A 23,683-nucleotide genomic window follows, 5' to 3' on the forward strand; every position below is an offset into this window, starting at 1 on the left:
ACAGTCAAAATGGCAAATGTAACATTATTCGACCAAACTGGTAAACAAGCTGGCGAAGTTGTTCTTAACGATGCAATCTTTGGTATTGAACCAAACCAATCTGTTGTGTTTGATGTGATCATCAGCCAACGTGCTAGCCTTCGTCAAGGAACTCACGCAGTTAAAAATCGCTCAGCTGTTTCAGGTGGCGGACGCAAACCATGGCGTCAAAAAGGAACTGGACGTGCTCGTCAAGGTTCTATCCGCTCTCCACAATGGCGTGGTGGTGGAACTGTCTTCGGACCAACTCCACGTAGCTATGCGTACAAACTTCCTCAAAAAGTTCGTCGCCTTGCGCTTAAATCTGTTTACTCAGAAAAAGTTGCTGAAAACAAATTTGTAGCCGTTGATTCTCTTGAATTTACAGCTCCAAAAACTGCTGAATTTGCAAAAGTTCTTGCAGCTTTGAGCATCGATTCTAAAGTCCTTGTTATTCTTGAAGAAGGAAACGAATTCGCAGCTCTTTCAGCTCGTAACCTTTCAAACGTGAAAGTTGCGACTGCTACAACTGCAAGTGTTCTTGACATCGCAAATAGTGACAAACTCCTTGTTACTCAAGCAGCTATCTCTAAAATCGAGGAGGTTCTTGCATAATGAATTTGTATGATGTTATCAAAAAACCTGTTATCACTGAAAGCTCAATGGCTCAACTTGAAGCAGGAAAGTATGTATTTGAAGTTGACACTCGTGCACACAAACTTTTGATTAAGCAAGCTGTTGAAGCTGCTTTTGAAGGTGTTAAGGTTGCAAATGTCAATACAATCAACGTAAAACCCAAAGCTAAACGTGTTGGACGTTACACTGGTTTTACTAACAAAACTAAAAAAGCTATCATCACACTTACAGCTGATTCAAAAGCGATCGAGTTGTTTGCTGCTGAAGCTGAATAATCTAAGGAGGAAATATCGTGGGAATTCGTGTTTATAAACCAACAACAAACGGTCGCCGTAATATGACTTCTTTGGATTTCGCTGAAATCACAACAAGCGCTCCTGAAAAATCATTGCTTGTTGCTTTGAAGAACAAGGCTGGTCGTAACAACAACGGTCGTATCACTGTTCGTCACCAAGGTGGTGGGCACAAACGTTTCTACCGTTTGGTTGACTTCAAACGTAACAAAGACAACGTTGAAGCAGTTGTTAAAACTATCGAGTACGATCCAAACCGTTCTGCAAACATCGCTCTTGTACACTACACAGACGGTGTGAAAGCATACATCATCGCTCCAAAAGGTCTTGAAGTTGGTCAACGTATCGTTTCAGGCCCAGAAGCAGATATCAAAGTCGGAAATGCTCTTCCACTTGCTAACATTCCAGTTGGTACTTTGATCCACAACATCGAGTTGAAACCAGGTCGTGGTGGAGAATTGGTGCGTGCAGCTGGAGCTTCTGCTCAAGTATTGGGTCAAGAAGGTAAATATGTTCTTGTTCGTCTTCAATCTGGCGAAGTACGTATGATTCTTGGAACTTGTCGTGCAACAGTTGGTGTTGTCGGAAACGAACAACATGGACTTGTAAACCTTGGTAAAGCAGGACGTAGCCGTTGGAAAGGTATCCGCCCAACAGTTCGTGGTTCTGTAATGAACCCTAACGATCACCCACACGGTGGTGGTGAAGGTAAAGCACCAGTTGGTCGTAAAGCGCCATCTACTCCATGGGGCAAACCTGCTCTTGGTCTTAAAACTCGTAACAAGAAAGCGAAATCCGACAAACTTATCGTTCGTCGTCGCAACGAGAAATAATAGTAAACTAGTCGCTTAAGCAACTAGGAAATCCGCCAGCTCGGTAGCGCTCCATGTGAGCGCAAGCCGCTGTGGTACAACATTTAAAGGAGAAAACATAAAAATGGGACGCAGTCTTAAAAAAGGACCTTTCGTCGATGAGCATTTGATGAAAAAAGTTGAAGCTCAAGCTAACGACGAAAAGAAAAAAGTTATCAAAACTTGGTCACGTCGTTCAACGATCTTCCCAAGTTTCATTGGTTACACTATTGCAGTTTATGACGGACGTAAACACGTACCTGTTTACATCCAAGAAGACATGGTAGGTCACAAACTTGGTGAATTCGCACCGACTCGTACTTACAAAGGTCACGCTGCAGACGACAAGAAAACACGTAGAAAATAAGGAGAACATAAATGGCAGAAATTACTTCAGCTAAAGCAATGGCTCGTACAGTACGTGTTTCACCTCGTAAATCACGTCTTGTTCTTGACAATATTCGTGGTAAAAGCGTAGCCGACGCTATTGCAATTTTGACATTCACTCCAAACAAAGCTGCTGAAATCATCTTGAAAGTTTTGAACTCAGCTGTAGCTAACGCTGAAAACAACTTTGGTTTGGACAAAGCTAACTTGGTAGTATCTGAGGCATTCGCAAACGAAGGACCAACTATGAAACGTTTCCGTCCACGTGCGAAAGGTTCAGCTTCACCAATCAACAAACGTACAGCTCACATCACCGTAGCTGTTGCAGAAAAATAAGGAGGTAACATCGTGGGTCAAAAAGTACATCCAATTGGTATGCGTGTCGGCATCATCCGTGATTGGGATGCCAAATGGTATGCTGAAAAAGAATACGCGGATTACCTTCATGAAGATCTTGCAATCCGTAAATTCGTTCAAAAAGAACTTGCTGACGCAGCAGTTTCAACTATCGAAATTGAACGCGCAGTGAACAAAGTTAACGTTTCACTTCACACTGCTAAACCAGGTATGGTTATCGGTAAAGGTGGCGCTAACGTTGATGCACTCCGTGCAAAACTTAACAAATTGACTGGAAAACAAGTACACATCAACATCATCGAAATCAAACAACCTGATTTGGATGCTCACCTTGTAGGTGAAGGAATTGCTCGTCAATTGGAGCAACGTGTTGCTTTCCGTCGTGCACAAAAACAAGCAATCCAACGCGCAATGCGTGCTGGAGCTAAAGGAATCAAAACTCAAGTATCAGGTCGTTTGAACGGTGCAGATATTGCCCGTGCTGAAGGATACTCAGAAGGAACTGTTCCACTCCACACACTTCGTGCAGATATCGATTACGCTTGGGAAGAAGCAGATACTACATACGGTAAACTTGGTGTTAAAGTATGGATCTACCGTGGTGAAGTTCTTCCAGCTCGTAAAAACACTAAAGGAGGTAAATAACCAATGTTAGTACCTAAACGTGTTAAACACCGTCGTGAATTCCGTGGAAAAATGCGCGGTGAAGCAAAAGGTGGAAAAGAAGTAGCATTCGGTGAATACGGCCTTCAAGCTACAACTAGCCACTGGATTACTAACCGCCAAATCGAAGCTGCTCGTATCGCCATGACTCGTTATATGAAACGTGGTGGTAAAGTTTGGATTAAAATCTTCCCACACAAATCATACACTGCTAAAGCTATCGGTGTGCGTATGGGATCTGGTAAAGGGGCACCTGAAGGTTGGGTTGCACCAGTTAAACGCGGTAAAGTGATGTTCGAAATCGCTGGTGTATCTGAAGAGATTGCACGTGAAGCGCTTCGTCTTGCTAGCCACAAATTGCCAGTTAAAACTAAATTCGTAAAACGTGAAGCAGAATAAGGAGAAGGCATGAAACTTAATGAAGTAAAAGAATTTGTTAAAGAACTTCGTGGTCTTTCTCAAGAAGAACTCGCGAAGCGCGAAAACGAATTGAAAAAAGAATTGTTTGAACTTCGTTTCCAAGCTGCTACTGGTCAATTGGAACAAACAGCTCGCTTGAAAGAAGTTAAAAAACAAATCGCTCGTATCAAAACAGTTCAATCTGAAGCGAAATAATAGACTAGGGAAGGAGAAATTTCAATGGAACGCAATAATCGTAAAGTTCTTGTTGGACGTGTTGTATCTGACAAAATGGACAAGACAATCACAGTTGTAGTTGAAACTAAACGTAACCACCCAGTCTATGGTAAACGTATTAACTACTCTAAGAAATACAAAGCACATGATGAAAACAATGTTGCCAAAGAAGGCGATATCGTACGTATCATGGAAACTCGTCCGCTTTCAGCTACAAAACGTTTCCGTCTTGTAGAAGTTGTTGAAGAAGCGGTCATCATCTAATCAAACCTGAAAGGAGAAAACTGAAATGATTCAAACAGAAACTCGTTTGAAAGTCGCAGACAACAGCGGTGCACGCGAAATCTTGACTATCAAAGTTCTTGGTGGTTCTAAACGTAAATTTGCGAACATCGGTGATGTTATTGTGGCATCTGTAAAACAAGCTACTCCTGGTGGTGCGGTTAAAAAAGGTGACGTTGTAAAAGCTGTTATCGTTCGTACTAAATCAGGTGCTCGTCGTGCTGATGGTTCATACATCAAGTTTGACGAAAATGCAGCCGTTATCATCCGTGATGATAAAACTCCTCGCGGAACACGTATCTTTGGCCCAGTTGCACGTGAATTGCGTGAAGGTGGCTTCATGAAGATCGTGTCACTTGCTCCAGAAGTACTTTAATTTTTAGAAACAAACTAGTCCCCTAGCTTCAAGCTAGGGTGCCCTTGTGGGCGTAAGAAAAATCAAGGAGAAACCTAATGTTTGTAAAAAAAGGCGACAAAGTTCGCGTAATCGCTGGTAAAGATAAGGGAACAGAGGCTGTTGTCCTTACTGCCCTTCCAAAAGTAAACAAAGTTATCGTTGAAGGTGTTAACATCGTTAAGAAACACCAACGTCCAACTAACGAGCTTCCTCAAGGTGGTATCATCGAGAAAGAAGCAGCTATCCACGTATCAAACGTTCAAGTATTGGACAAAAATGGTGTAGCTGGTCGTGTTGGTTACAAATTTGTAGACGGTAAAAAAGTTCGCTACAACAAAAAATCAGGCGAAGTGCTTGATTAATCACGAAGGAAAGGAGAAGTATAATGGCAAATCGTTTAAAAGAAAAATATCTTAATGAAGTAGTTCCTGCTTTGACAGAACAATTCAACTACTCATCAGTGATGGCTGTGCCTAAAGTAGATAAGATCGTTTTGAACATGGGTGTTGGTGAAGCTGTATCAAACGCTAAAAGCCTTGAAAAAGCTGCTGAAGAATTGGCACTTATCTCAGGTCAAAAACCACTTATCACTAAAGCTAAAAAATCAATCGCCGGCTTCCGTCTTCGTGAAGGTGTAGCGATCGGTGCAAAAGTTACCCTTCGTGGGGAACGTATGTACGAATTCTTGGATAAATTGGTTTCAGTTTCACTTCCACGTGTGCGTGACTTCCACGGTGTTCCAACAAAATCATTTGATGGACGCGGAAACTACACTCTTGGTGTGAAAGAACAATTGATCTTCCCAGAAATCAACTTTGATGACGTTGACAAAACTCGTGGTCTTGACATCGTTATCGTAACAACTGCTAACACTGACGAAGAGTCACGTGCATTGCTTACAGGCCTTGGAATGCCTTTTGCAAAATAATATAGGAGGTAAATCTAATGGCTAAAAAATCAATGATTGCTAAGAACAAACGTCCAGCGAAGTTCTCTACTCAAGCTTATACTCGTTGTGAAAAATGTGGTCGTCCACATTCAGTTTACCGCAAATTTAAACTTTGCCGTGTTTGCTTCCGTGAATTAGCTTACAAAGGACAAATTCCTGGTGTAACAAAAGCATCTTGGTAATTTAAGATATCAAGGGCGTCAAAACTCCAGGTGAAAATAGGAAACTTGACGAAGAAACTGAAGTTTCTAGGAAAGTTTATCTTTTTCACGCAGAGTTTAGCCCGGGTTCAGTTGGGCTTGCCAATTTGAACACGAGCTACAGCTTTGGCAAAAAAGACCAATTTGCTTTGGAGCATCGCTCCTGCATCAAATTGCCTATTTTTGCTCTTGCTGTTACGCTCTTTGTATCATGTGTTAACTAGCAAGTGCAACTTGCAAACTACTAGTAAGAGGAGAAAAACAAAATGGTTATGACTGACCCAATCGCAGACTTCCTAACTCGTATTCGTAACGCTAACCAAGCGAAACACGAAGTACTTGAAGTACCTGCATCAAATATCAAAAAAGGGATTGCTGAAATCCTTAAACGCGAAGGTTTTGTAAAAAACGTTGAAATCATCGAAGATGACAAACAAGGCATCATCCGTGTATTCCTTAAATATGGACCAAACGGTGAAAAAGTTATCACTAACTTGAAACGTGTTTCTAAACCAGGACTTCGTGTCTACAAAAAACGTGAAGATCTTCCAAAAGTACTTAACGGACTTGGAATTGCTATCCTTTCAACTTCTGAAGGTTTGCTTACTGATAAAGAAGCACGCCAAAAGAATGTTGGTGGGGAAGTTATCGCTTACGTTTGGTAATTGATGATGTGAGAGCGTTAAAAGAATGCTGTGGAAATAGAAAGTTTGTAGCAGGAGTGATGCTCTAAGACAAACTTATCTTTTTCACCAAATTCTTAGCTCGAACTCAAATCAGATACAAAGCTCGTAAAGAACAAAGCAAAATTAGGAAGTCGGAGAAGTTTGTTTACAAACAAGCCAACTTATTTATTTTGCACAGTTCTTAGAGCGAGTTCAATTTAGCTATTGAACTCAATGAGTATCTTTAACCCCGTGAAAACTGGCCATTTAGGCCTGACAATTTAACAGGAGAAAATAAACATGTCACGTATTGGTAATAAAGTTATCGTGTTGCCTGCTGGTGTTGAAGTCACTAACAATGACAACGTAGTAACTGTAAAAGGACCTAAAGGAGAACTTACTCGTAAGTTCTCAAAAGATATTGAAATTCGCGTGGAAGGTACTGAAGTAACTCTTCACCGTCCAAACGATTCAAAAGAAATGAAAACTATCCACGGAACTACTCGTGCCCTTTTGAACAACATGGTAATTGGTGTATCAGAAGGATTCAAGAAAGAACTTGAAATGCGTGGGGTTGGTTACCGTGCACAACTTCAAGGATCAAAACTTGTTTTGGCTGTTGGTAAATCTCATCCAGATGAAGTTGAAGCTCCAGAAGGGATTACTTTTGAACTTCCAAACCCAACAACGATCGTTGTTAGCGGAATTTCAAAAGAAGTGGTTGGTCAAACAGCTGCTTACGTACGTAGCCTTCGTTCACCAGAACCTTACAAAGGTAAAGGTATTCGTTACGTTGGAGAGTACGTTCGTCTTAAAGAAGGTAAAACAGGTAAATAATGTTGAGTGGTTGATTTTTAACCACCAACCTATTTTCCAACTTTGTGCATAGCACGCGATTTAAAACTAAAGAGGTGAAAACTGTGATTTCTAAACCAGATAAAAACAAACTCCGTCAAAAACGCCACCGTCGCGTTCGCGGAAAACTCTCTGGAACTGCTGATCGCCCACGTTTGAACGTATTCCGTTCTAATACAGGCATCTACGCTCAAGTGATTGATGACGTAGCGGGTGTAACGCTCGCAAGTGCTTCAACTCTTGACAAAGAAGTTTCAAAAGGAACTAAAACTGAACAAGCCGTTGCTGTCGGTAAACTCGTTGCAGAACGTGCAAACGCTAAAGGTATTTCAGAAGTGGTGTTCGACCGCGGTGGATATCTATATCACGGACGTGTGAAAGCTTTGGCTGATGCAGCTCGTGAAAACGGATTGAAATTCTAATAGGAGGACACTAGAAAATGGCATTTAAAGACAATGCAGTTGAATTAGAAGAACGCGTAGTTGCTGTCAACCGTGTTACAAAAGTTGTTAAAGGTGGACGTCGTCTTCGTTTCGCAGCTCTTGTTGTTGTCGGTGACCACAACGGTCGTGTAGGATTTGGTACTGGTAAGGCTCAAGAAGTTCCAGAAGCAATCCGCAAAGCAGTAGAAGATGCTAAGAAAAACTTGATTGAAGTTCCTATGGTTGGAACAACAATCCCACACGAAGTTCTTTCAGAATTCGGTGGAGCTAAAGTATTGTTGAAACCTGCTGTAGAAGGTTCTGGAGTTGCCGCTGGTGGTGCGGTTCGTGCCGTTGTGGAATTGGCAGGTGTGGCAGATATTACATCTAAATCACTTGGTTCTAACACTCCAATCAACATTGTTCGCGCAACTGTTGAAGGTTTGAAACAATTGAAACGCGCTGAAGAAGTTGCTGCCCTTCGTGGTATTTCAGTTTCTGATTTGGCATAAGAAAGGGGATAAAATGGCTCAAATTAAAATTACTTTGACTAAGTCTCCAATCGGACGCATTCCATCACAACGTAAAACTGTTGTAGCACTTGGACTTGGCAAATTGAACAGCTCTGTTATCAAAGAAGACAACGCTGCTATCCGTGGTATGATCACTGCAGTATCTCACTTGGTAACAGTTGAAGAAGTAAACTAATGATTTTTAGGGGATGTGCAGTATACCATCCCCTAAAACTGGATATAGTCATCTATGATGACATCGTATAGGCGAGTTGATAAGGGAGACAACCTTTTCTCCCTTATCGGCGCTAGCATTTTACAAAAGAGGAGAAAATAAAAATGAAACTTCATGAATTGAAACCTGCAGAAGGTTCTCGTAAAGTACGTAACCGTGTTGGTCGTGGTACTTCATCAGGTAACGGTAAAACATCTGGTCGCGGTCAAAAAGGTCAAAAAGCTCGTAGCGGTGGCGGAGTTCGCCTTGGTTTTGAAGGTGGACAAACTCCATTGTTCCGTCGTCTTCCAAAACGTGGATTCACTAACATCAACGCTAAAGAATACGCAATTGTAAACCTTGACCAATTGAACGTCTTTGAAGATGGTGCTGAAGTGACTCCAGTTGTGCTTATCGAATCAGGAATTGTGAAAGCTGAAAAATCAGGCGTTAAAATTCTTGGTAACGGTGAATTGACTAAGAAATTGACTGTTAAAGCAGCTAAATTCTCTAAATCAGCTGAGGAAGCTATCACTGCTAAAGGTGGTTCTGTAGAAGTCATCTAAGAGAGGTGACCCATGTTTTTTAAATTATTAAAAGAAGCGCTCAAGGTTAAACAAGTTCGATCAAAAATTCTCTTTACGATTTTTATCATTCTTGTTTTCCGTATTGGGACAAGTATTACTGTTCCAGGTGTGAATGCGAAAAGTTTGGAAGCTCTCAGCGGATTATCTTTCTTGAACATGCTTAGTCTTGTTTCAGGGAATGCCATGAAGAACTTCTCCGTTTTCGCACTCGGAGTAAGTCCGTATATCACTGCTTCCATCGTTGTTCAATTGCTACAAATGGATATTTTACCGAAGTTTGTAGAATGGGGCAAACAAGGAGAAGTAGGACGGAGAAAACTAAACCAAGCTACTCGATATATTGCACTTGTGCTTGCATTCGTTCAATCTATCGGGATTACAGCAGGGTTTAATACCCTATCTGGAGCGAAATTATTAACGACAGCTTTAACTCCACAGGTTTTTGTTACCATTGGTATTATCCTCACAGCAGGTAGTATGATTGTAACTTGGCTTGGAGAACAAATTACGGATAAAGGATACGGAAATGGTGTGTCTATGATTATCTTTGCAGGTATTGTTGCTTCAATCCCTGAGATGATTAAAGGCATCTATGTTGACTACTTCGTCAATATTCCAAGTAGCCGTTTGACTTCATCTATTATCTTTGTCGTTATTTTGATTATCGCTGTCTTGTTGATTGTTTACTTTACAACCTATGTTCAACAGGCAGAGTATAAAATTCCAATCCAATATACAAAAGTTGCTCAAGGTGCCCCATCTAGTTCATACCTTCCATTGAAGGTGAACCCAGCGGGGGTTATCCCAGTTATCTTTGCAAGCTCTATTACAGCTGCACCTGCAGCCATTCTTCAATTTTTGAGTGCTACAGGTCACGATTGGGCTTGGGTACGTACAGCACAGGAAATGTTATCTACAACATCTCCAACAGGTGTTGCTATGTATGCCTTGCTAATCATTCTCTTTACATTCTTCTATACATTTGTACAGATCAATCCAGAGAAAGCAGCAGAAAACTTGCAAAAGAGTGGGGCCTACATTCATGGGGTCCGTCCTGGTAAGGGTACTGAAGAATTCATGTCGAAGCTTCTTCGTCGTCTTGCGACAGTCGGATCACTCTTCCTTGGTGTGATTTCAATTTTGCCGATTGTGGCAAAAGATGTCTTTGGACTTTCAGAAGCAGTTGCTTTTGGGGGAACTAGTCTTTTGATCATTATCTCGACAGGTATCGAAGGAATCAAACAATTAGAAGGTTACCTATTGAAACGTAAGTATGTTGGTTTCATGGACAAAACAGAATAAAAGCAAGATTACTTTTGCTTAGAGAGTGGAGTATGAAGGTCTATCGATTAGAGAGATTTTCGTCTCCCCTCTTCTATTTTGTTTTTAAATAGGGGTTGAAACAAATTTCTGCTTCTATTTAAATACAAAATAAGGAGATCCTATCATGAATCTTTTGATTATGGGCTTACCTGGAGCAGGTAAGGGAACGCAAGCAGCTAAAATTGTGGAGCAATTCCACGTGGCACACATTTCAACTGGAGATATGTTCCGTGCTGCTATGGCTAATCAAACTGAAATGGGTGTACTTGCAAAGTCATACATTGACAAAGGCGAGTTGGTCCCAGACGAAGTTACAAATGGTATTGTTAAAGAACGCCTTTCACAGGACGATATCAAAGAAACAGGTTTCTTGTTAGATGGTTACCCACGTACGATTGAACAAGCTCATGCCTTGGATGAAACATTGGCTGAACTTGGTATTGAACTTGAAGGAGTAATCAACATCGAAGTGAATCCAGACTGTCTCTTGGAACGCTTGAGTGGCCGTATCATTCACCGCAAAACAGGTGAAACTTTCCACAAAGTTTTCAATCCACCAGTTGACTACAAAGAAGAGGATTACTACCAACGTGAAGATGATAAACCTGAGACAGTTAAACGTCGTTTGGATGTGAATATTGCACAAGGTGAACCAATCATTGCTCACTATCGTGCTAAAGGTTTAGTTCATGATATCGAAGGAAATCAAGATATCAATGATGTGTTCAAAGACATCGAAAAAGTATTGACAAATTTGAAATAAAGCGTTTTTCGTACTTGCAAAAAATCGCGACAAATGTTATACTGAAATAGTCTGACTTATAATTGTTGCCTCTGTGTCTTGAGGCATCGAATCGAAATTTATGGAGGTGCTTTTGCGTGGCAAAAGACGATGTGATTGAAGTTGAAGGCAAAGTAGTCGATACAATGCCGAACGCAATGTTTACGGTTGAACTTGAAAATGGACATCAGATTTTAGCAACAGTTTCTGGTAAAATTCGTAAAAACTATATTCGTATTTTAGCGGGAGATCGTGTTACTGTCGAGATGAGTCCATATGACTTGACACGTGGACGTATCACTTACCGCTTTAAATAATCGAAAAACTTGGAGGGATAAGAAATGAAAGTAAGACCATCGGTCAAACCAATTTGCGAATACTGTAAAGTAATTCGTCGTAATGGTCGTGTTATGGTAATTTGCCCAGCAAATCCAAAACACAAACAACGTCAAGGATAAGATAGAAAGGAGAAAACATGGCTCGTATTGCTGGAGTTGACATTCCAAATGACAAACGCGTAGTAATCTCATTGACTTACGTTTATGGTATCGGACTTTCAACATCTAAGAAAATTTTGGCTGCTGCTGGAATCTCAGAAGATGTTCGTGTACGTGACCTTACATCAGATCAAGAAGATGCTATCCGTCGTGAAGTGGATGCAATCAAAGTTGAAGGTGATCTTCGTCGTGAAGTAAACTTGAACATTAAACGTTTGATGGAAATCGGTTCATACCGTGGTATTCGTCACCGTCGTGGACTTCCTGTCCGTGGACAAAACACTAAAAACAATGCTCGCACTCGTAAAGGTAAAGCTGTTGCGATTGCTGGTAAGAAAAAATAATATAGGAGGTAAAAGTCTTGGCTAAACCAACACGTAAACGTCGTGTGAAAAAGAATATCGAATCTGGTATTGCTCATATTCACGCTACATTTAATAACACTATTGTTATGATTACTGATGTGCATGGTAATGCAATTGCTTGGTCATCAGCTGGTGCTCTTGGTTTCAAAGGTTCTCGTAAATCTACACCATTCGCTGCTCAAATGGCTTCTGAAGCTGCTGCTAAATCTGCACAAGAACACGGTCTTAAATCAGTTGAAGTTACTGTAAAAGGTCCAGGTTCTGGTCGTGAGTCAGCTATTCGTGCGCTTGCTGCCGCTGGTCTTGAAGTAACAGCAATTCGTGATGTGACTCCAGTGCCACACAATGGTGCTCGTCCTCCAAAACGTCGCCGTGTATAATCATCGCATTACACTGCTTTTCGTTTAAGAGGGAGTAACTAAATGATTGAGTTTGAAAAACCAAATATAACAAAAATTGATGAAAATAAAGATTATGGCAAGTTTGTAATCGAACCACTTGAACGTGGCTACGGTACAACTCTTGGTAACTCTCTTCGTCGTGTACTACTAGCTTCTCTACCAGGGGCAGCTGTGACATCTATCAATATTGAAGGTGTCTTGCATGAGTTCGACACAGTTCCAGGTGTTCGTGAAGACGTGATGCAAATCATTCTGAACATTAAAGGGATTGCAGTGAAATCATACGTTGAAGACGAAAAAATCATTGAACTTGACGTTGAAGGTCCTGCTGAAATTACAGCTGGAGACATTTTGACAGACAGTGATATTGAGATTGTAAATTCAGATCATTATCTCTTTACAATCGGTGAAGGTTCTTCCCTAAAAGCGACAATGACTGTTAACAGTGGTCGTGGATATGTACCTGCTGATGAAAATAAAAAAGATAATGCACCAGTTGGAACACTTGCTGTAGATTCTATTTATACACCAGTTACAAAAGTCAACTATCAAGTTGAACCTGCTCGTGTAGGTAGCAATGATGGCTTTGACAAATTAACCCTTGAAATCTTGACTAATGGAACAATCATTCCAGAAGATGCTTTAGGGCTTTCAGCACGTATCTTGACAGAACATCTTGATTTGTTTACAAATCTTACTGAGATTGCTAAGTCAACTGAAGTGATGAAAGAAGCTGATACTGAATCTGACGATCGTATTTTGGATCGGACGATTGAGGAACTGGACTTGTCTGTGCGTTCATACAACTGTTTGAAACGTGCCGGTATCAATACTGTGCATGATTTGACAGAAAAATCTGAAGCAGAGATGATGAAAGTACGAAATCTTGGACGCAAGAGTTTGGAAGAAGTGAAACTAAAACTCATTGACTTGGGTCTTGGATTAAAAGATAAATAAAGGAGGAATACATGGCTTACCGTAAACTAGGACGCACTAGCTCACAACGTAAAGCAATGCTTCGCGATTTGACAACTGACCTTTTGATCAACGAATCAATTGTGACAACTGAAGCTCGTGCTAAAGAAATCCGTAAAACTGTTGAAAAAATGATTACTCTAGGTAAACGTGGTGATTTGCATGCACGTCGTCAAGCAGCTGCTTTTGTACGTAATGAAATCGCATCTGAAAACTATGATGAAGCAACTGATAAGTACACTTCTACTACAGCACTTCAAAAATTGTTCTCAGAAATCGCACCTCGTTATGCTGAACGTAACGGTGGATACACTCGTATCCTTAAAACTGAACCACGTCGTGGTGATGCTGCGCCAATGGCGATCATCGAATTAGTATAAAATCATCAATTTTGTTGAGTGTTATGATGATGGAGTCTTGTGCTCTTAGTCTAGCTCTGGTCTACCGCTGGGACTTCGGTCCTAGCGGGAACACTCATCATCATTTGATAGGGTAGACGCTTGTTTACGAAATTGTTTTTTTGTTTAAGAACAACTTCGTAAGCAGGCGTTTTTTATTATTCTTATTATATAGAAATAATTTGAAAATTAAACTTTTTTGACTTGTCTTAATTAAATAAATGTGCTATGATGTAGATAGGGCTGTATTTATCAAGATTTCACACTTGTATAAGTATGTAACACAACCAATGATTGAAAGTTTCCAGTGTGTAAGAAAGCGTTAACTTGTTTCAGCTAACAAACACCATGAGGGACTCTCGTTTGTTGGGATTTTCTTTTGGGCTTCGTTAAATCAAGGTCCTAGAGGGAATAGCATAACTTCCATACAGAAATGAATTTCATCCGGAAGGTGAAATAATTTTAGAAAAGGAGAGGCAATGAAGAAAAAAGGCAGTATATTTTTAGTTCTGATTCTGCTTATGAACACAATTTTACAAGGAGTGAGTGGTGTTTCTCTTGCTTTCGCACAAGAACAGACCAGCCCGTCTTCTGCTCTAGTAAGTAATCCTGCTGAAACTGCCAAAAAAGAAGGCTCGGAAAGTTCTAGTAGTGAAACTCAGAAAAGCACTGTCAACGTGAGTCAGGAAACCCCTAGTAGTTCTAGTCAAGAAAGTAGCAGCTCAACGAGTCAAACAACTCCAGCTGCGACTACATCAGAAGATGATGACGATGCATTACCACCGGGCCCTCCTCCTACGCCAACGGCAATATCAGGTGCTCCTAAAGTAACAATAACTCCCAACCCTCCGTCAGCCTATCGAACAGGTGAAGCAATTACCTCTTACGTTAACATTGATGGCTCTACGATAGGCTCCTCAACACCGTTAGAGGGGGCTTACCTAGATATTGAGATTCCAACAGCTTTGTATCCAAAAGGAAAGGTGTTAGAGACCAACGCTTATATAGAGGATATTGCCATAGGAGACGCTAAGAGCGGGAATGCAGCTGACCCGGGTCTGGTGAAAAATACAGAACTGATTAAGAAAAACGACAAAACTATTTTTCGTGTTTATTTCAATCCGATCTCTTCAACCGCTCAAATCAGCATGCCCTATGTTTTCAGATTCACTAAGGGTCTAGTTCCAAAAGACTATAAACTGCAACCTAAAGTTACGCTAAAGAATAAGAAAGGGAACATTTTAGCTACGGCAACGGATAAAGAGTATACTCCAACCTATCCAGATATGAACCTAAGGAAGGTGGTTGGTGTTAGCGATCAAGATGGTCAACTTTTCTACGGTGGGACGGCTAAGATTGGGGATTCAACTAGGATTTCTGAAACAGGCGCAGAACCAATAGCATTTAATTTTACTTACACTGTACAGCCAAACTCAGGTCAGCAGCGGATGATGCAAAAAGTTGTCATCAAGGACAAGTTGCCAACTTATATAGATAGTCATGGTCATCAGGTTACCGCTAAATTTGATCCGAGTCTGAATCCGGATTGGACAGATAACGGTGATGGGACAGTCACCTATACAAAGACTTTTTCAGAAAGTGAATTTGATACAGATTTCCGTCATAATATTGATGTCAGCAAGGCTACATTGTACCTGTCTTTCCCAGATGCTCAATACAAAAAGGATAATGGAGACAAACCTGATTTTACAAATCAGGCAGAAATCACAGCAACTCCTTTTAACCCATCATCAAATGAGCAATATACTGCCAGTGACAACATCACTTTTAATCTCATTGCGGACAATTTTGATGGAACAGGGATTCTTGCAAAAAGAACAGAACATGAAACAGTAAACTATGATGTGCTGGGACTTTATGCACAGCGACTAGACTATACAGTTAAGGTAGAAAATAAACTGTCAAAACCACTTAAAGAAATTGTGCTGACTGAAGATGCTAGTAAATTCGACAAAAGGCTTTATTTGACTAGTGTCAGTTCTTTCTTTGAAAGAGGTTCAACAGGGGATGTTCCTATCAGTAATGACAAGATAGAAATCCGTGCCTATAAGAGCGATGGTAATTATGATACTTTTAAGCCAGGACAGCAGATTAATGAAGAAGCACAAAATGAGCTAAATGCCGCTGCCCAAAAGATCCAAAATGGAGAAATGACAGAATCGGAAGCGCCGGCTGTCACTCCAAAATACACTAAAATAACTATCCACTTTATTAACGGATATGAATTACCAGTTGGAAAGTACATTGATGGTTTCGTCTATATGGCTTTCAAAGACCCTTATCATGTTTCCTACTCTCCTGAAAAAAACATTGAAAATGTGGTAAGCCTTGATGCTAAAGTAACGAACTTTAAAAATCAAGATGTTTCAATTAATACATCCGCTAAATGGAGTAAGCAATTCGTACCGTTTCAAGAAAAGATTAAACTTTCAAAAACGACTGACCAAGCAGGTAAAGCAGGTTTAGTAGGAGAATCTTTGACCTTTGCAATAAGTCTAGGGTTAGAAAATCTTTCCAAAGCGCGCTATCTAAAGAATCCAACGCTTGTTGATCTTCTTCCTAAGGGGGTTAGTATTGCATCAGGTGTAGACACAACAAAAGCAGAAGATATGCTTGAAGCAATCGGGCTAGCAAATCTGAGCATGATTGATAAATTTTCAGTCATTGAAAACTATGGTGGTACGGGTCGTACAGCTATAAAGATAAGGCTAAAATCAGGTTTAGTAAAAGACTTAAATAATGGTACGGGTTACAGCTTTAAATTAAAGAATTTTGTCATTAACGATGAAATCATTAAATCAACATCGGAGACAACAACTTTTAACAACAATAATGAACTTTATTTCTACCAAGACAATGGGGAACCGTTCCCAAGTGCTATTCAAGCAGATTCGGGTCAGATTGTGGATGACGACAAAGATATCAACATGAATGGCGAAACGACAGATAAAATCTTAAAAACAACTTCAAAAGTTTTGGGGAATACAGTATCAAGTCGACAAAGTTTCAAATATATCCGTAGTATAGAACCACTGGTTGAAGGTGGAGCTTTGTACTATGGCAGGTCTTTCACCAAAGCTGAGATTGAAACAGATTATAGTGGTGTAACGACTAATTCAGGTCACTTCCAATATGACCTACAAATTCAAAATTATATCAATGAATCTTTGACTAAAGTTGAGTTTTATGATGTTCTTCCCCATGTCGGTGATGGTAGAACGAAGGGAACCGAGAGTACGGCCTTCTCCAATACTTTGACTGGACCGGTCAAGCTGGAAATGGCAGGAAACGACGTAACAAATCAGTTTGATATTTATTACCGGACAGATAAATATCCGAGCATGAACGCCGCTACGGAGATGAATAGTCCAAATTGGACAAATACTCCAACTCACTGGGAGGATGTCACCGCAATCAAGATTGTTTCTAAAACGGGCACTGTTATTCCTCAAGATAACTTGCTCCATGCTCTTCTTGATATGAAAGTTCCGGCTTATGATAAGGATAATAATATCGGTGGCAAGATTGCTATCAATACTTTCCAAGTGAAGTATAATAACGGACCAAACTTTGGTGAGTCCAATGCAGTTACCAACAGGGTTAACAAGCGGATTACCATTCCGGTTGAGAAGAAGTGGCGTGACACTGAAACAACACATTCTAAAATAACGGCACAGCTCTACGCGACTTGGAAGGAAGACGGTGTTGCAAGAGAAAAGCTTAAAGAAGAAAAAGAGCTCTCTGAAAACAATAACTGGAAAGATACCTTTAGTCCGCTACCAGATGAAGAATCTGCCGCTAAATTATTACAAAAAGAAGCAGCAGAGAAGAAAATCACCGACTTTAAATACGTGGTCAGGGAAAAGGAGATTCCGCCTGAATATGATGTCGATTACAGTGGTGACGCTCAAAATGGCTTTGTCATCACCAACACGAGGTATCCGTCAATCAAGATCCAGAAACTCTGGTATGACAAGGACAGCAATCCGATTGCCAATGACCAGCTACCGAAGAAACTAGAGGTTAAGTTGTACCGGACAACGGACGGGCAAACTCAAAATGGAGAGCTTGTTGAGAAAATTCAGTTGGAACGAACTGCAACAACTCCATATCTATGGGAAGCTACAAAACGCTACCCACCTAAGGATAAGACCACCGGTAAGTACTACACCTACTACATCGAGGAGGTTGTTCCAAAGTATTATTTGGAAATCAGTAATGCCTCTGAAAAGAAAGTTACCTTTACAGATACAAATATCAGTGAAACGGCAACCCTGACGGTGAAAAACAAGGTGAACCCGACTTATCCAAACACAGGTGGCTCAGGTATCCTACCATATATCTTGATGGGAACTTTAACATTAACATTGGCAGTAATTTTACATTATATGCAAAAAAACAGAAAGGCTTTTTAGGAGGCAAAACAATGAAAAACGTAAAACGATATTTCCTCTCGTTCTTAGCAGCTCTTAGTATCGTGCTTTTAGCATTTGGAGCAGTTAAAGCTTTTGCGCAAGACAACGCACCTGGCGAAAACGATACCTACGATGTTGTTTTGACAAAGGTTAAACTGTCAGACTTGACAGGTTGGCCAAAACAAACTGGTGTAAACAATGAAGATTACACTGGTCAAAAATTGAATGTGACAGACTATTTTGGTTCTGGAGCTAAAACATTGGCAAATGTTTGGTTTGATGTCTACAAAGACACTCCAACAGGTACTCATGTAGCTGGAGCAGCAACAGGAGCTGATGGTACTGTTACATTTACTGGTCTCAAAGCTGGTAAATACTATATCGTTGAAAACAAAGCAAAATCAACACTTACTTCAGATGAACAATTGGCTAACTCAGCTGCTGTTCCTGTGGAAATCAATCTTCCAGTCTTTAAGGCTACAGGTGGATGGTACACAACTGGTACTGACGCTGTTCATGTTTATCCCAAAAATACCGTTGACAAACCAAGTATTGACAAAGTAGTTAGCGAAGACGCTAAACACGATACTGCTCTTGTTGGTGAAACAAAGACCTTCAAGGTCACTTCTACAATGCCAGAAGGTATTAAAGACTATAAAGTTTTAAAATTCACCGATAAGTTCTCAGCAGGTTTGACTTACACAGGTAAACTTGTTGTAAAAAAAGGTGACACTGTTGTAGATCCTTCTAACTATTCAACTGATGGTACGTCTGTAGCTGGTACAAAAGCCGCAGCAATCAATGTTGCCTTCAAAGAAGATTACATCAAAACACTATCTCCAAAAGATGTTATCACTATTACTTATGACGCAGTCATCAATGAAGAAGCAGTTATGGGTGCAGCCAACCCCAATGATGTTAAGTTGACTTATGGTACTAACCCAGATTCAACAAAAGAAGTTAAACCCAATGAAAACCCAGAACTCCACACTGGTGGTGCTAAGTTTGAAAAAGTTGACAAAGCGACATCAGCTAAACTTGCAGGGGCTAAGTTTGTTGTTACAAATGCAGAAGGCAAATATTTGAAAGTGACTGATGCAACCGCAACAACTATTGCGAAAAACGAGTGGATTGAAGCTACAGATGCTAAGGCTGCTGTTAATGCAGGTGCGAAAGTCTTCACTTCAGCAGCTGATGGTACTTTTGAAGTTAAGGGGCTTCCTTATGGTAAAAAAGGAGATGACAACGCCACTGGTGAAACTAAGTACAAATTGGTCGAAGTTGAAGCACCAACAGGTTACGCTTTGTTGCAGCAACCAGTTGAGTTCACCATCTCTTCAACAACTTACACAGGTGCAATTAACCAAGTTAACAACAACAAAGTTACTATCCCACAAACGGGTGGTATCGGTTCCGCTCTCGTGATTGCAGCGGGTGTCTTGGTTGTCGGTTTAGGTTTCATTGCGAAACGTCGTTCAGCTAAGTAATAAAATGAAGAAGTAAGGACAATCCTTACCTCTTCACTAGGGTATTTAAAAGAGTTGAATATCCTAGTGAAGAGTGCAAGTGCTATGTTTTAGGAGGATACTATGACAAGAAAAAGTATATTGAGCAGTCTGCTATCCATACTTACGGCCATTGTTATTTTGGTAGCTTTGCGGCCATTTACAACCGTCTCATCTCAGGAAAATCAAGCCTCGTCAGATGCAACCTACGATATTGTGTTAACCTTGGTTAAGTTAAAAGATTTGAATGGTTGGCCCAAAGGTGGAGGAAAAGATAGTTATTCTGGACAACCTTTAGACATTGAGAATTATTTTGGTAGTGAGGCCTCAACCATTTATGGCGTTGCCTTTGATATTCACAAGGATAAGGCGGATGGAGAGCTTGTTCAAACAAAGATAACTGAAAATGGTGGTCGTCTCATCTTTAGCGGTTTGAAGGCAGGTAAGTACTATATTGTTGTCAATAAAGAAAAATCAAAGTTAGCAGGAAATCAGATGTTGGGTGATACGACACCAGTTCCATTAGAAGTAGAACTGCCTGTGACAAAACCCGATGGCAGCTATTTCACGGTAGGAAATGACGCCGTTCATGTCTATCCCAAGCAAGTTTTAAAACAGAGAGAAGACAAGACGAGTTTTAAAGTTCGGAAAGAATGGAAAGGTAAAAAGCTAAACAGTATCACTGTTCATCTCAAACAAAATGGGCAAGTCATTGATGAAATTGAGCTGAATGACAGCAACAACTGGGAACATACCTTTATGAATTTAGAAAAAACAGATGCGGCAGGGAAAGATTACACCTACACAGCTGAAGAAGATGTTCCTAACGGCTATACAGCAACTTATCAAAACATGGTAGATAAAACTGGCACTGTGATTACCAATACACTGGTGCCACCGACTACGCCAAGAACACCGATTATCAAAACGGGAACCTTAGCCATTTATTGGTTTTTAGGAATTGCCGTTGTCTTAATCGGGATAGGATATAAGCTTTATAAAAGCGAGAAAAAACACTGATGAATGAACTGCACCCCAAAAGTTAGACAGAAAAAATCTAACTTTCGGGGTGTTTTATTATGAAATTAACTTATGAGGATAAAGTTCAGATATATGAACTAAGAAAGCAAGGACAAAGCTTCAACCAGCTTTCAAAAAGATTTGGAGTGGATGTTGCTGGTCTAAGATACATGATGAGATTGATTGACCGTTATGGAATAGAAATCGTTAAAAAGGGGAAGAATCGTTACTATTCCTTTAAATTGAAACAAGCTATTGTAGACTATATTGATTACTACAACAATAAACGAATTAAGACAAAACTAAAAGGACTTAGTACCGTGCAGTACAGAACTAAATCCTTTGGATAAATTAATTGTCTAACTTTTTGGGGTGCAGTTCAGAATCAGTGTTTTTTTATGATATTCCATAGTCGCTTGGTAAAAAAGAGAAAAATAACTGTTCCAACAATCACAATCAAATAAGGGGCTAGCCTTTGTAACTTGAAACCAAGTTTAATATGTTGATTGCTAACAAAGGGAATCAAGGGATTAGTAGATACATTTTGCTTTTTTTCACTATCTGAAACAACTCTTTTTGCATTGACAAGGAGGCGTTTGTCATAGCTTGGTTCGTTCATACAGGTCATGAGCGTAACCATGTCTTCGTTTTCGATTGGTTTAAGTTTTTCGCCTTCGTATTCATCAATGATCTCGCTATCGGTCACTTCGTATTCTAGATTTTTTCCAAGAATTTCGAAATAAATTTTATCTCCTTTTTTGAGAGAGGGGAGAAAGTAGAAAGACACGTCATTATAATTAATTCTATGTCCTGCGATAATCGGTCGCTGCCCTTTTATACCCAGAGGAGCAGATGTTCCGACGAGAGTCGCTACGCCCTTTAGGAGCTTATCATAGTCAGCGTCAAGATAGAGGTCGAAATGCTGTCCTAAAGCAGGAATGGTCATGCGTCCAGCGACTTGATTGGTATCTAGCAGATCTGAGTAGGGCGTTTTTTGCTTGGCGTCGGTCTCTTTTTTTGTTAGGAAAATATCTTGGATAGCTCCGGTGACAGTGGTTTGTTCTAAGGCTGTTCGTAGTTTTTGGAATGTTTCCTCGCTGGTCTGCTGATAGGTGCGCTGAGCATTGGATTGCCAAATGTCCTCTTTAATCATAGATAAAAAAGGAAAGAGGAAGAGCGCAATTCCAATTAACAGGAGGCTCAGCCCAAGTAATTGTTTTTTCTTTTTCATGAAAGTGATGTTTCTTTTCCTTTCTTTCTTAACATTTTAAAGAGTAGATAGCCTAAGAGTAGGAGGATGAGTCCGGTAGCAAGAAGGATAAACCATTTGTATTGGGCAAAAAAGTCAATCTTTGTTTTTTTCTCCTTTTCAGCTTCGTGGAAAGGTATGCGTTTGCCTTGAACGAGTAGGCGATGAGAATTGATCATATAAGGTGTGCAAGTCAAAAGAGTGGCACGATCTTCGTCTTCTTTAACCAGTATTGGTTTGAAATCGGTAGGCTCAACGGTTAAAATCTTATCTACCTGATAAGCCAAGGTTTCCTTGATATTGGTGATGTAAAAGACATCTCCGACCTTTACCTTATCCAAGTCGGTGAAAAGTCTGGCTGTGGGAAGTCCTCTGTGGGCGGTGATGACCGTATGGGTGCTAACTCCACCGACGGGTAGGCTGGTTCCTTCTAAGTGGCCTGCTCCGTTTTGCAAGACATTCTCAGATGACCCTGCCCGGATGGGAATTTTTTGATTGATAGAAGGGATAGTGACATAACCAATTTTTTCTTGCAGTTGCAACATGCGAGCATATTCAGCTACACCTTCCTCTTTTTTTCTGCTTGAGAAAGGGTCTCCTATTTTTTCTGGGGACAAGGTGCTATTATAGGCTTTGGCGAGTTCAATACGATTTTCAACATCTTGGTCAACTAATTTACCTTTCTCGTCATCAAATTGCTTTGTCTCTTGCATAGTCACATATTGGTAATAAATCTGACTGACAAAGGGATAACAGATCATCAAGCACCCCAGAATGGTAAGTATCTTATAGGTTAGTCGCAGCCGTTTTTGGTTTTTCTTTTTTCTTGACATGATAGCTCTTTCTATGCTTTTTTCGATTTCCACTTATTCCAAGCCAAAATAATGAAAATGAGAAATAGAATTGCGAAAACGACTAGATAAAGCGGTGGAATAGAAATATGACTAATCGGATTTTTTACTTTTTCTTCACTTGGTTTGTAAGGGATCCGGTGGCCCCGTACAAGTAAACGGTGCGAATTGATCATATAAGGAGTACAGGTCAGCAAAGTCACGTAGTCTTTGTCAGGTACAATATTTAGAGAGTCAAACTGGGTCGGCTCGATCACCGTTATGGAATCAACCTCGTAAGCAAGTGTTTCAGCGATGTTTTGAATGAAAAACTTATCACCCACCTTCATTTTATCCAAGTCGGTAAAAAGACGATTGTTGGGCAAGCCCGTGTGGGCAGTTAGAACAGTGTGAGTATTCTGCCCGCCAATCGGCAAACTGGTTCCTTCGAGATGTCCCACCCCTTTTTGTAAGACTTCTTCACTTGAACCGGCATATATTGGTAAATCAACATCAATTTTAGGAATGGAAATTCTGCCTATTTTTTCATGGACAGTTAGCATTCGAGCATATTCTGCCTGCCCTTTGGCATTTTCTTCTTTGGTATAGGGATCCGTTACTGTCAAATTTTGCAAAGAACGATTGTAGGCAGTAGCTAGCTTTATCCGTTCCGTCACATCTTCAGAAGTTAATTTTTGTGCAGACGAGTCAAAGTCCTTAACCTCTTGTTTGGTCTGGTAATTGTAATAAATTTGGCTAATAACAGGGTAACTGATGATGAGGATACCGGCTATAATCGTTAAGTTTGTCAATAAATTAAAAAATTTTTTCATTATAATCCTTTGATGTTAGCGATATTTCTGTCATTAATAAAATGGTTATATTTTTATTTACCTAACCATTATAACATAATTGGCGGTTCTATTTGCTGATTCGTTACTAAAAAAAACCCGGCTCCAATCTTTACCTCCTTTTTCAA

33 protein-coding genes and 1 pseudogene are annotated in these 23,683 nt (G+C 40.2%); 31 read left to right on the forward strand and 3 right to left on the reverse strand.

The annotated features are described in order from the left end of the window. The first annotated feature begins 9 nt into the window (after positions 1–9). The 31 genes and pseudogenes from rplD to HMPREF9188_RS10710 form a co-directional block, all read left to right on the forward strand. Complete coding sequence (rplD, locus tag HMPREF9188_RS01635) at positions 10–633, forward strand: 50S ribosomal protein L4 (protein ID WP_009729689.1); 624 nt, start codon at positions 10–12, stop codon at positions 631–633. After that, positions 633–929, forward strand: a complete 297-nt coding sequence (locus tag HMPREF9188_RS01640) for a 50S ribosomal protein L23 (RefSeq protein ID WP_001055347.1) — start codon at positions 633–635, stop codon at positions 927–929. Before rplD ends, HMPREF9188_RS01640 begins: the two co-directional genes overlap by 1 nt. Positions 930–946: 17 nt before the next feature. Further along, on the forward strand, positions 947–1,780 hold the full coding sequence (gene rplB, locus HMPREF9188_RS01645; protein WP_000512901.1) for a 50S ribosomal protein L2: 834 nt from the start codon (positions 947–949) through the stop codon (positions 1,778–1,780). Between the two features lie 103 nt (positions 1,781–1,883). Continuing rightward, the gene (gene rpsS / locus HMPREF9188_RS01650; protein ID WP_000533766.1) at positions 1,884–2,165 is read left to right on the forward strand and encodes a 30S ribosomal protein S19; all 282 of its coding nucleotides are present in this window, start codon (positions 1,884–1,886) and stop codon (positions 2,163–2,165) included. Between the two features lie 11 nt (positions 2,166–2,176). Beyond that, on the forward strand, positions 2,177–2,521 hold the full coding sequence (rplV, locus tag HMPREF9188_RS01655) for a 50S ribosomal protein L22 (protein ID WP_000818137.1): 345 nt from the start codon (positions 2,177–2,179) through the stop codon (positions 2,519–2,521). Positions 2,522–2,533: 12 nt separating this feature from the next. Next, a complete protein-coding gene (gene rpsC, locus HMPREF9188_RS01660; protein WP_000529936.1) occupies positions 2,534–3,187 on the forward strand; it encodes a 30S ribosomal protein S3 in 654 nt (217 codons plus the stop codon). 3 nt (positions 3,188–3,190) lie between these two features. Next, positions 3,191–3,604, forward strand: a complete 414-nt coding sequence (gene rplP / locus HMPREF9188_RS01665) for a 50S ribosomal protein L16 (RefSeq protein ID WP_000960947.1) — start codon at positions 3,191–3,193, stop codon at positions 3,602–3,604. Between the two features lie 9 nt (positions 3,605–3,613). After that, positions 3,614–3,820 (forward strand): 50S ribosomal protein L29, encoded by a 207-nt coding sequence (rpmC, locus tag HMPREF9188_RS01670; protein WP_000772918.1) that lies wholly within the window; start codon positions 3,614–3,616, stop codon positions 3,818–3,820. A 24-nt stretch (positions 3,821–3,844) separates the two neighbouring features. Then, positions 3,845–4,105 carry a 30S ribosomal protein S17 gene (rpsQ, locus tag HMPREF9188_RS01675; RefSeq protein ID WP_000440801.1) on the forward strand — a complete coding sequence of 87 codons (261 nt, stop codon included), beginning with the start codon at positions 3,845–3,847 and terminating at the stop codon, positions 4,103–4,105. Between the two features lie 25 nt (positions 4,106–4,130). Then, positions 4,131–4,499, forward strand: a complete 369-nt coding sequence (gene rplN / locus HMPREF9188_RS01680) for a 50S ribosomal protein L14 (protein ID WP_000616547.1) — start codon at positions 4,131–4,133, stop codon at positions 4,497–4,499. A gap of 77 nt (positions 4,500–4,576) precedes the next feature. Then, the gene (rplX, locus tag HMPREF9188_RS01685) at positions 4,577–4,882 is read left to right on the forward strand and encodes a 50S ribosomal protein L24 (RefSeq protein ID WP_000497691.1); all 306 of its coding nucleotides are present in this window, start codon (positions 4,577–4,579) and stop codon (positions 4,880–4,882) included. A gap of 23 nt (positions 4,883–4,905) precedes the next feature. Continuing rightward, positions 4,906–5,448 carry a 50S ribosomal protein L5 gene (rplE, locus tag HMPREF9188_RS01690; RefSeq protein ID WP_000013542.1) on the forward strand — a complete coding sequence of 181 codons (543 nt, stop codon included), beginning with the start codon at positions 4,906–4,908 and terminating at the stop codon, positions 5,446–5,448. Between the two features lie 17 nt (positions 5,449–5,465). After that, positions 5,466–5,651 carry a type Z 30S ribosomal protein S14 gene (locus HMPREF9188_RS01695; protein WP_001085697.1) on the forward strand — a complete coding sequence of 62 codons (186 nt, stop codon included), beginning with the start codon at positions 5,466–5,468 and terminating at the stop codon, positions 5,649–5,651. Between the two features lie 284 nt (positions 5,652–5,935). Beyond that, positions 5,936–6,334 carry a 30S ribosomal protein S8 gene (gene rpsH, locus HMPREF9188_RS01700; RefSeq protein WP_000245504.1) on the forward strand — a complete coding sequence of 133 codons (399 nt, stop codon included), beginning with the start codon at positions 5,936–5,938 and terminating at the stop codon, positions 6,332–6,334. Between the two features lie 300 nt (positions 6,335–6,634). Next, a complete protein-coding gene (gene rplF, locus HMPREF9188_RS01705) occupies positions 6,635–7,171 on the forward strand; it encodes a 50S ribosomal protein L6 (RefSeq protein WP_000086642.1) in 537 nt (178 codons plus the stop codon). An 83-nt stretch (positions 7,172–7,254) separates the two neighbouring features. Next, entirely contained in the window at positions 7,255–7,611 is a 357-nt protein-coding gene (gene rplR, locus HMPREF9188_RS01710; RefSeq protein ID WP_000624044.1) for a 50S ribosomal protein L18, read from the forward strand. A gap of 17 nt (positions 7,612–7,628) precedes the next feature. Further along, complete coding sequence (gene rpsE, locus HMPREF9188_RS01715; protein ID WP_000874204.1) at positions 7,629–8,123, forward strand: 30S ribosomal protein S5; 495 nt, start codon at positions 7,629–7,631, stop codon at positions 8,121–8,123. Positions 8,124–8,136: 13 nt separating this feature from the next. Next, positions 8,137–8,319, forward strand: a complete 183-nt coding sequence (gene rpmD / locus HMPREF9188_RS01720) for a 50S ribosomal protein L30 (protein ID WP_000057241.1) — start codon at positions 8,137–8,139, stop codon at positions 8,317–8,319. A 143-nt stretch (positions 8,320–8,462) separates the two neighbouring features. Beyond that, positions 8,463–8,903, forward strand: coding sequence for a 50S ribosomal protein L15 (gene rplO, locus HMPREF9188_RS01725; RefSeq protein WP_000766091.1), 441 nt, complete (start codon positions 8,463–8,465; stop codon positions 8,901–8,903). Between the two features lie 12 nt (positions 8,904–8,915). Beyond that, positions 8,916–10,226: a preprotein translocase subunit SecY gene (gene secY, locus HMPREF9188_RS01730; RefSeq protein ID WP_000465388.1), complete on the forward strand. Its 1,311-nt coding sequence runs from the start codon at positions 8,916–8,918 to the stop codon at positions 10,224–10,226. Positions 10,227–10,371: 145 nt separating this feature from the next. Next, positions 10,372–11,010 (forward strand): adenylate kinase, encoded by a 639-nt coding sequence (locus HMPREF9188_RS01735; RefSeq protein WP_009729690.1) that lies wholly within the window; start codon positions 10,372–10,374, stop codon positions 11,008–11,010. A gap of 116 nt (positions 11,011–11,126) precedes the next feature. Beyond that, positions 11,127–11,345 carry a translation initiation factor IF-1 gene (infA, locus tag HMPREF9188_RS01740; protein ID WP_001029883.1) on the forward strand — a complete coding sequence of 73 codons (219 nt, stop codon included), beginning with the start codon at positions 11,127–11,129 and terminating at the stop codon, positions 11,343–11,345. A gap of 24 nt (positions 11,346–11,369) precedes the next feature. Further along, on the forward strand, positions 11,370–11,486 hold the full coding sequence (gene rpmJ / locus HMPREF9188_RS01745; protein WP_001808836.1) for a 50S ribosomal protein L36: 117 nt from the start codon (positions 11,370–11,372) through the stop codon (positions 11,484–11,486). 17 nt (positions 11,487–11,503) lie between these two features. Beyond that, on the forward strand, positions 11,504–11,869 hold the full coding sequence (gene rpsM, locus HMPREF9188_RS01750) for a 30S ribosomal protein S13 (RefSeq protein ID WP_000090786.1): 366 nt from the start codon (positions 11,504–11,506) through the stop codon (positions 11,867–11,869). A 17-nt stretch (positions 11,870–11,886) separates the two neighbouring features. Then, entirely contained in the window at positions 11,887–12,270 is a 384-nt protein-coding gene (gene rpsK, locus HMPREF9188_RS01755) for a 30S ribosomal protein S11 (protein WP_001118385.1), read from the forward strand. A 42-nt stretch (positions 12,271–12,312) separates the two neighbouring features. Next, complete coding sequence (locus tag HMPREF9188_RS01760; RefSeq protein WP_009729691.1) at positions 12,313–13,248, forward strand: DNA-directed RNA polymerase subunit alpha; 936 nt, start codon at positions 12,313–12,315, stop codon at positions 13,246–13,248. A gap of 11 nt (positions 13,249–13,259) precedes the next feature. Further along, positions 13,260–13,646 carry a 50S ribosomal protein L17 gene (gene rplQ / locus HMPREF9188_RS01765; protein ID WP_000331493.1) on the forward strand — a complete coding sequence of 129 codons (387 nt, stop codon included), beginning with the start codon at positions 13,260–13,262 and terminating at the stop codon, positions 13,644–13,646. A 497-nt stretch (positions 13,647–14,143) separates the two neighbouring features. Continuing rightward, positions 14,144–18,100 (forward strand): Cna B-type domain-containing protein, encoded by a 3,957-nt coding sequence (locus tag HMPREF9188_RS01770; protein ID WP_009729692.1) that lies wholly within the window; start codon positions 14,144–14,146, stop codon positions 18,098–18,100. Between the two features lie 11 nt (positions 18,101–18,111). Then, positions 18,112–19,587 (forward strand): SpaH/EbpB family LPXTG-anchored major pilin, encoded by a 1,476-nt coding sequence (locus HMPREF9188_RS01775; protein ID WP_009729693.1) that lies wholly within the window; start codon positions 18,112–18,114, stop codon positions 19,585–19,587. A gap of 102 nt (positions 19,588–19,689) precedes the next feature. Beyond that, on the forward strand, positions 19,690–20,625 hold the full coding sequence (locus tag HMPREF9188_RS01780) for a Cna B-type domain-containing protein (protein ID WP_009729694.1): 936 nt from the start codon (positions 19,690–19,692) through the stop codon (positions 20,623–20,625). Between the two features lie 242 nt (positions 20,626–20,867). After that, positions 20,868–20,975: pseudogene (locus HMPREF9188_RS10710) on the forward strand (IS3 family transposase); the annotation flags it as partial. Between the two features lie 35 nt (positions 20,976–21,010). Here HMPREF9188_RS10710 and HMPREF9188_RS01790 read toward each other — a convergent pair. The 3 genes from HMPREF9188_RS01790 to HMPREF9188_RS01800 are packed head-to-tail and all read right to left on the reverse strand — an operon-like array spanning position 21,011 to position 23,537. Continuing rightward, the gene (locus tag HMPREF9188_RS01790; protein ID WP_009729696.1) at positions 21,011–21,856 is read right to left on the reverse strand and encodes a class C sortase; all 846 of its coding nucleotides are present in this window, start codon (positions 21,854–21,856) and stop codon (positions 21,011–21,013) included. Next, a complete protein-coding gene (locus HMPREF9188_RS01795; RefSeq protein WP_000087616.1) occupies positions 21,853–22,707 on the reverse strand; it encodes a class C sortase in 855 nt (284 codons plus the stop codon). The genes HMPREF9188_RS01790 and HMPREF9188_RS01795 overlap by 4 nt, the downstream gene beginning before the upstream one ends. Positions 22,708–22,718: 11 nt before the next feature. Next, positions 22,719–23,537, reverse strand: coding sequence for a class C sortase (locus tag HMPREF9188_RS01800; protein ID WP_000713119.1), 819 nt, complete (start codon positions 23,535–23,537; stop codon positions 22,719–22,721). Positions 23,538–23,683 lie beyond the last annotated feature (146 nt).

The organism is Streptococcus sp. F0441 (assembly GCF_000314775.2).
Classification (GTDB): Bacteria; Bacillota; Bacilli; order Lactobacillales; family Streptococcaceae; genus Streptococcus.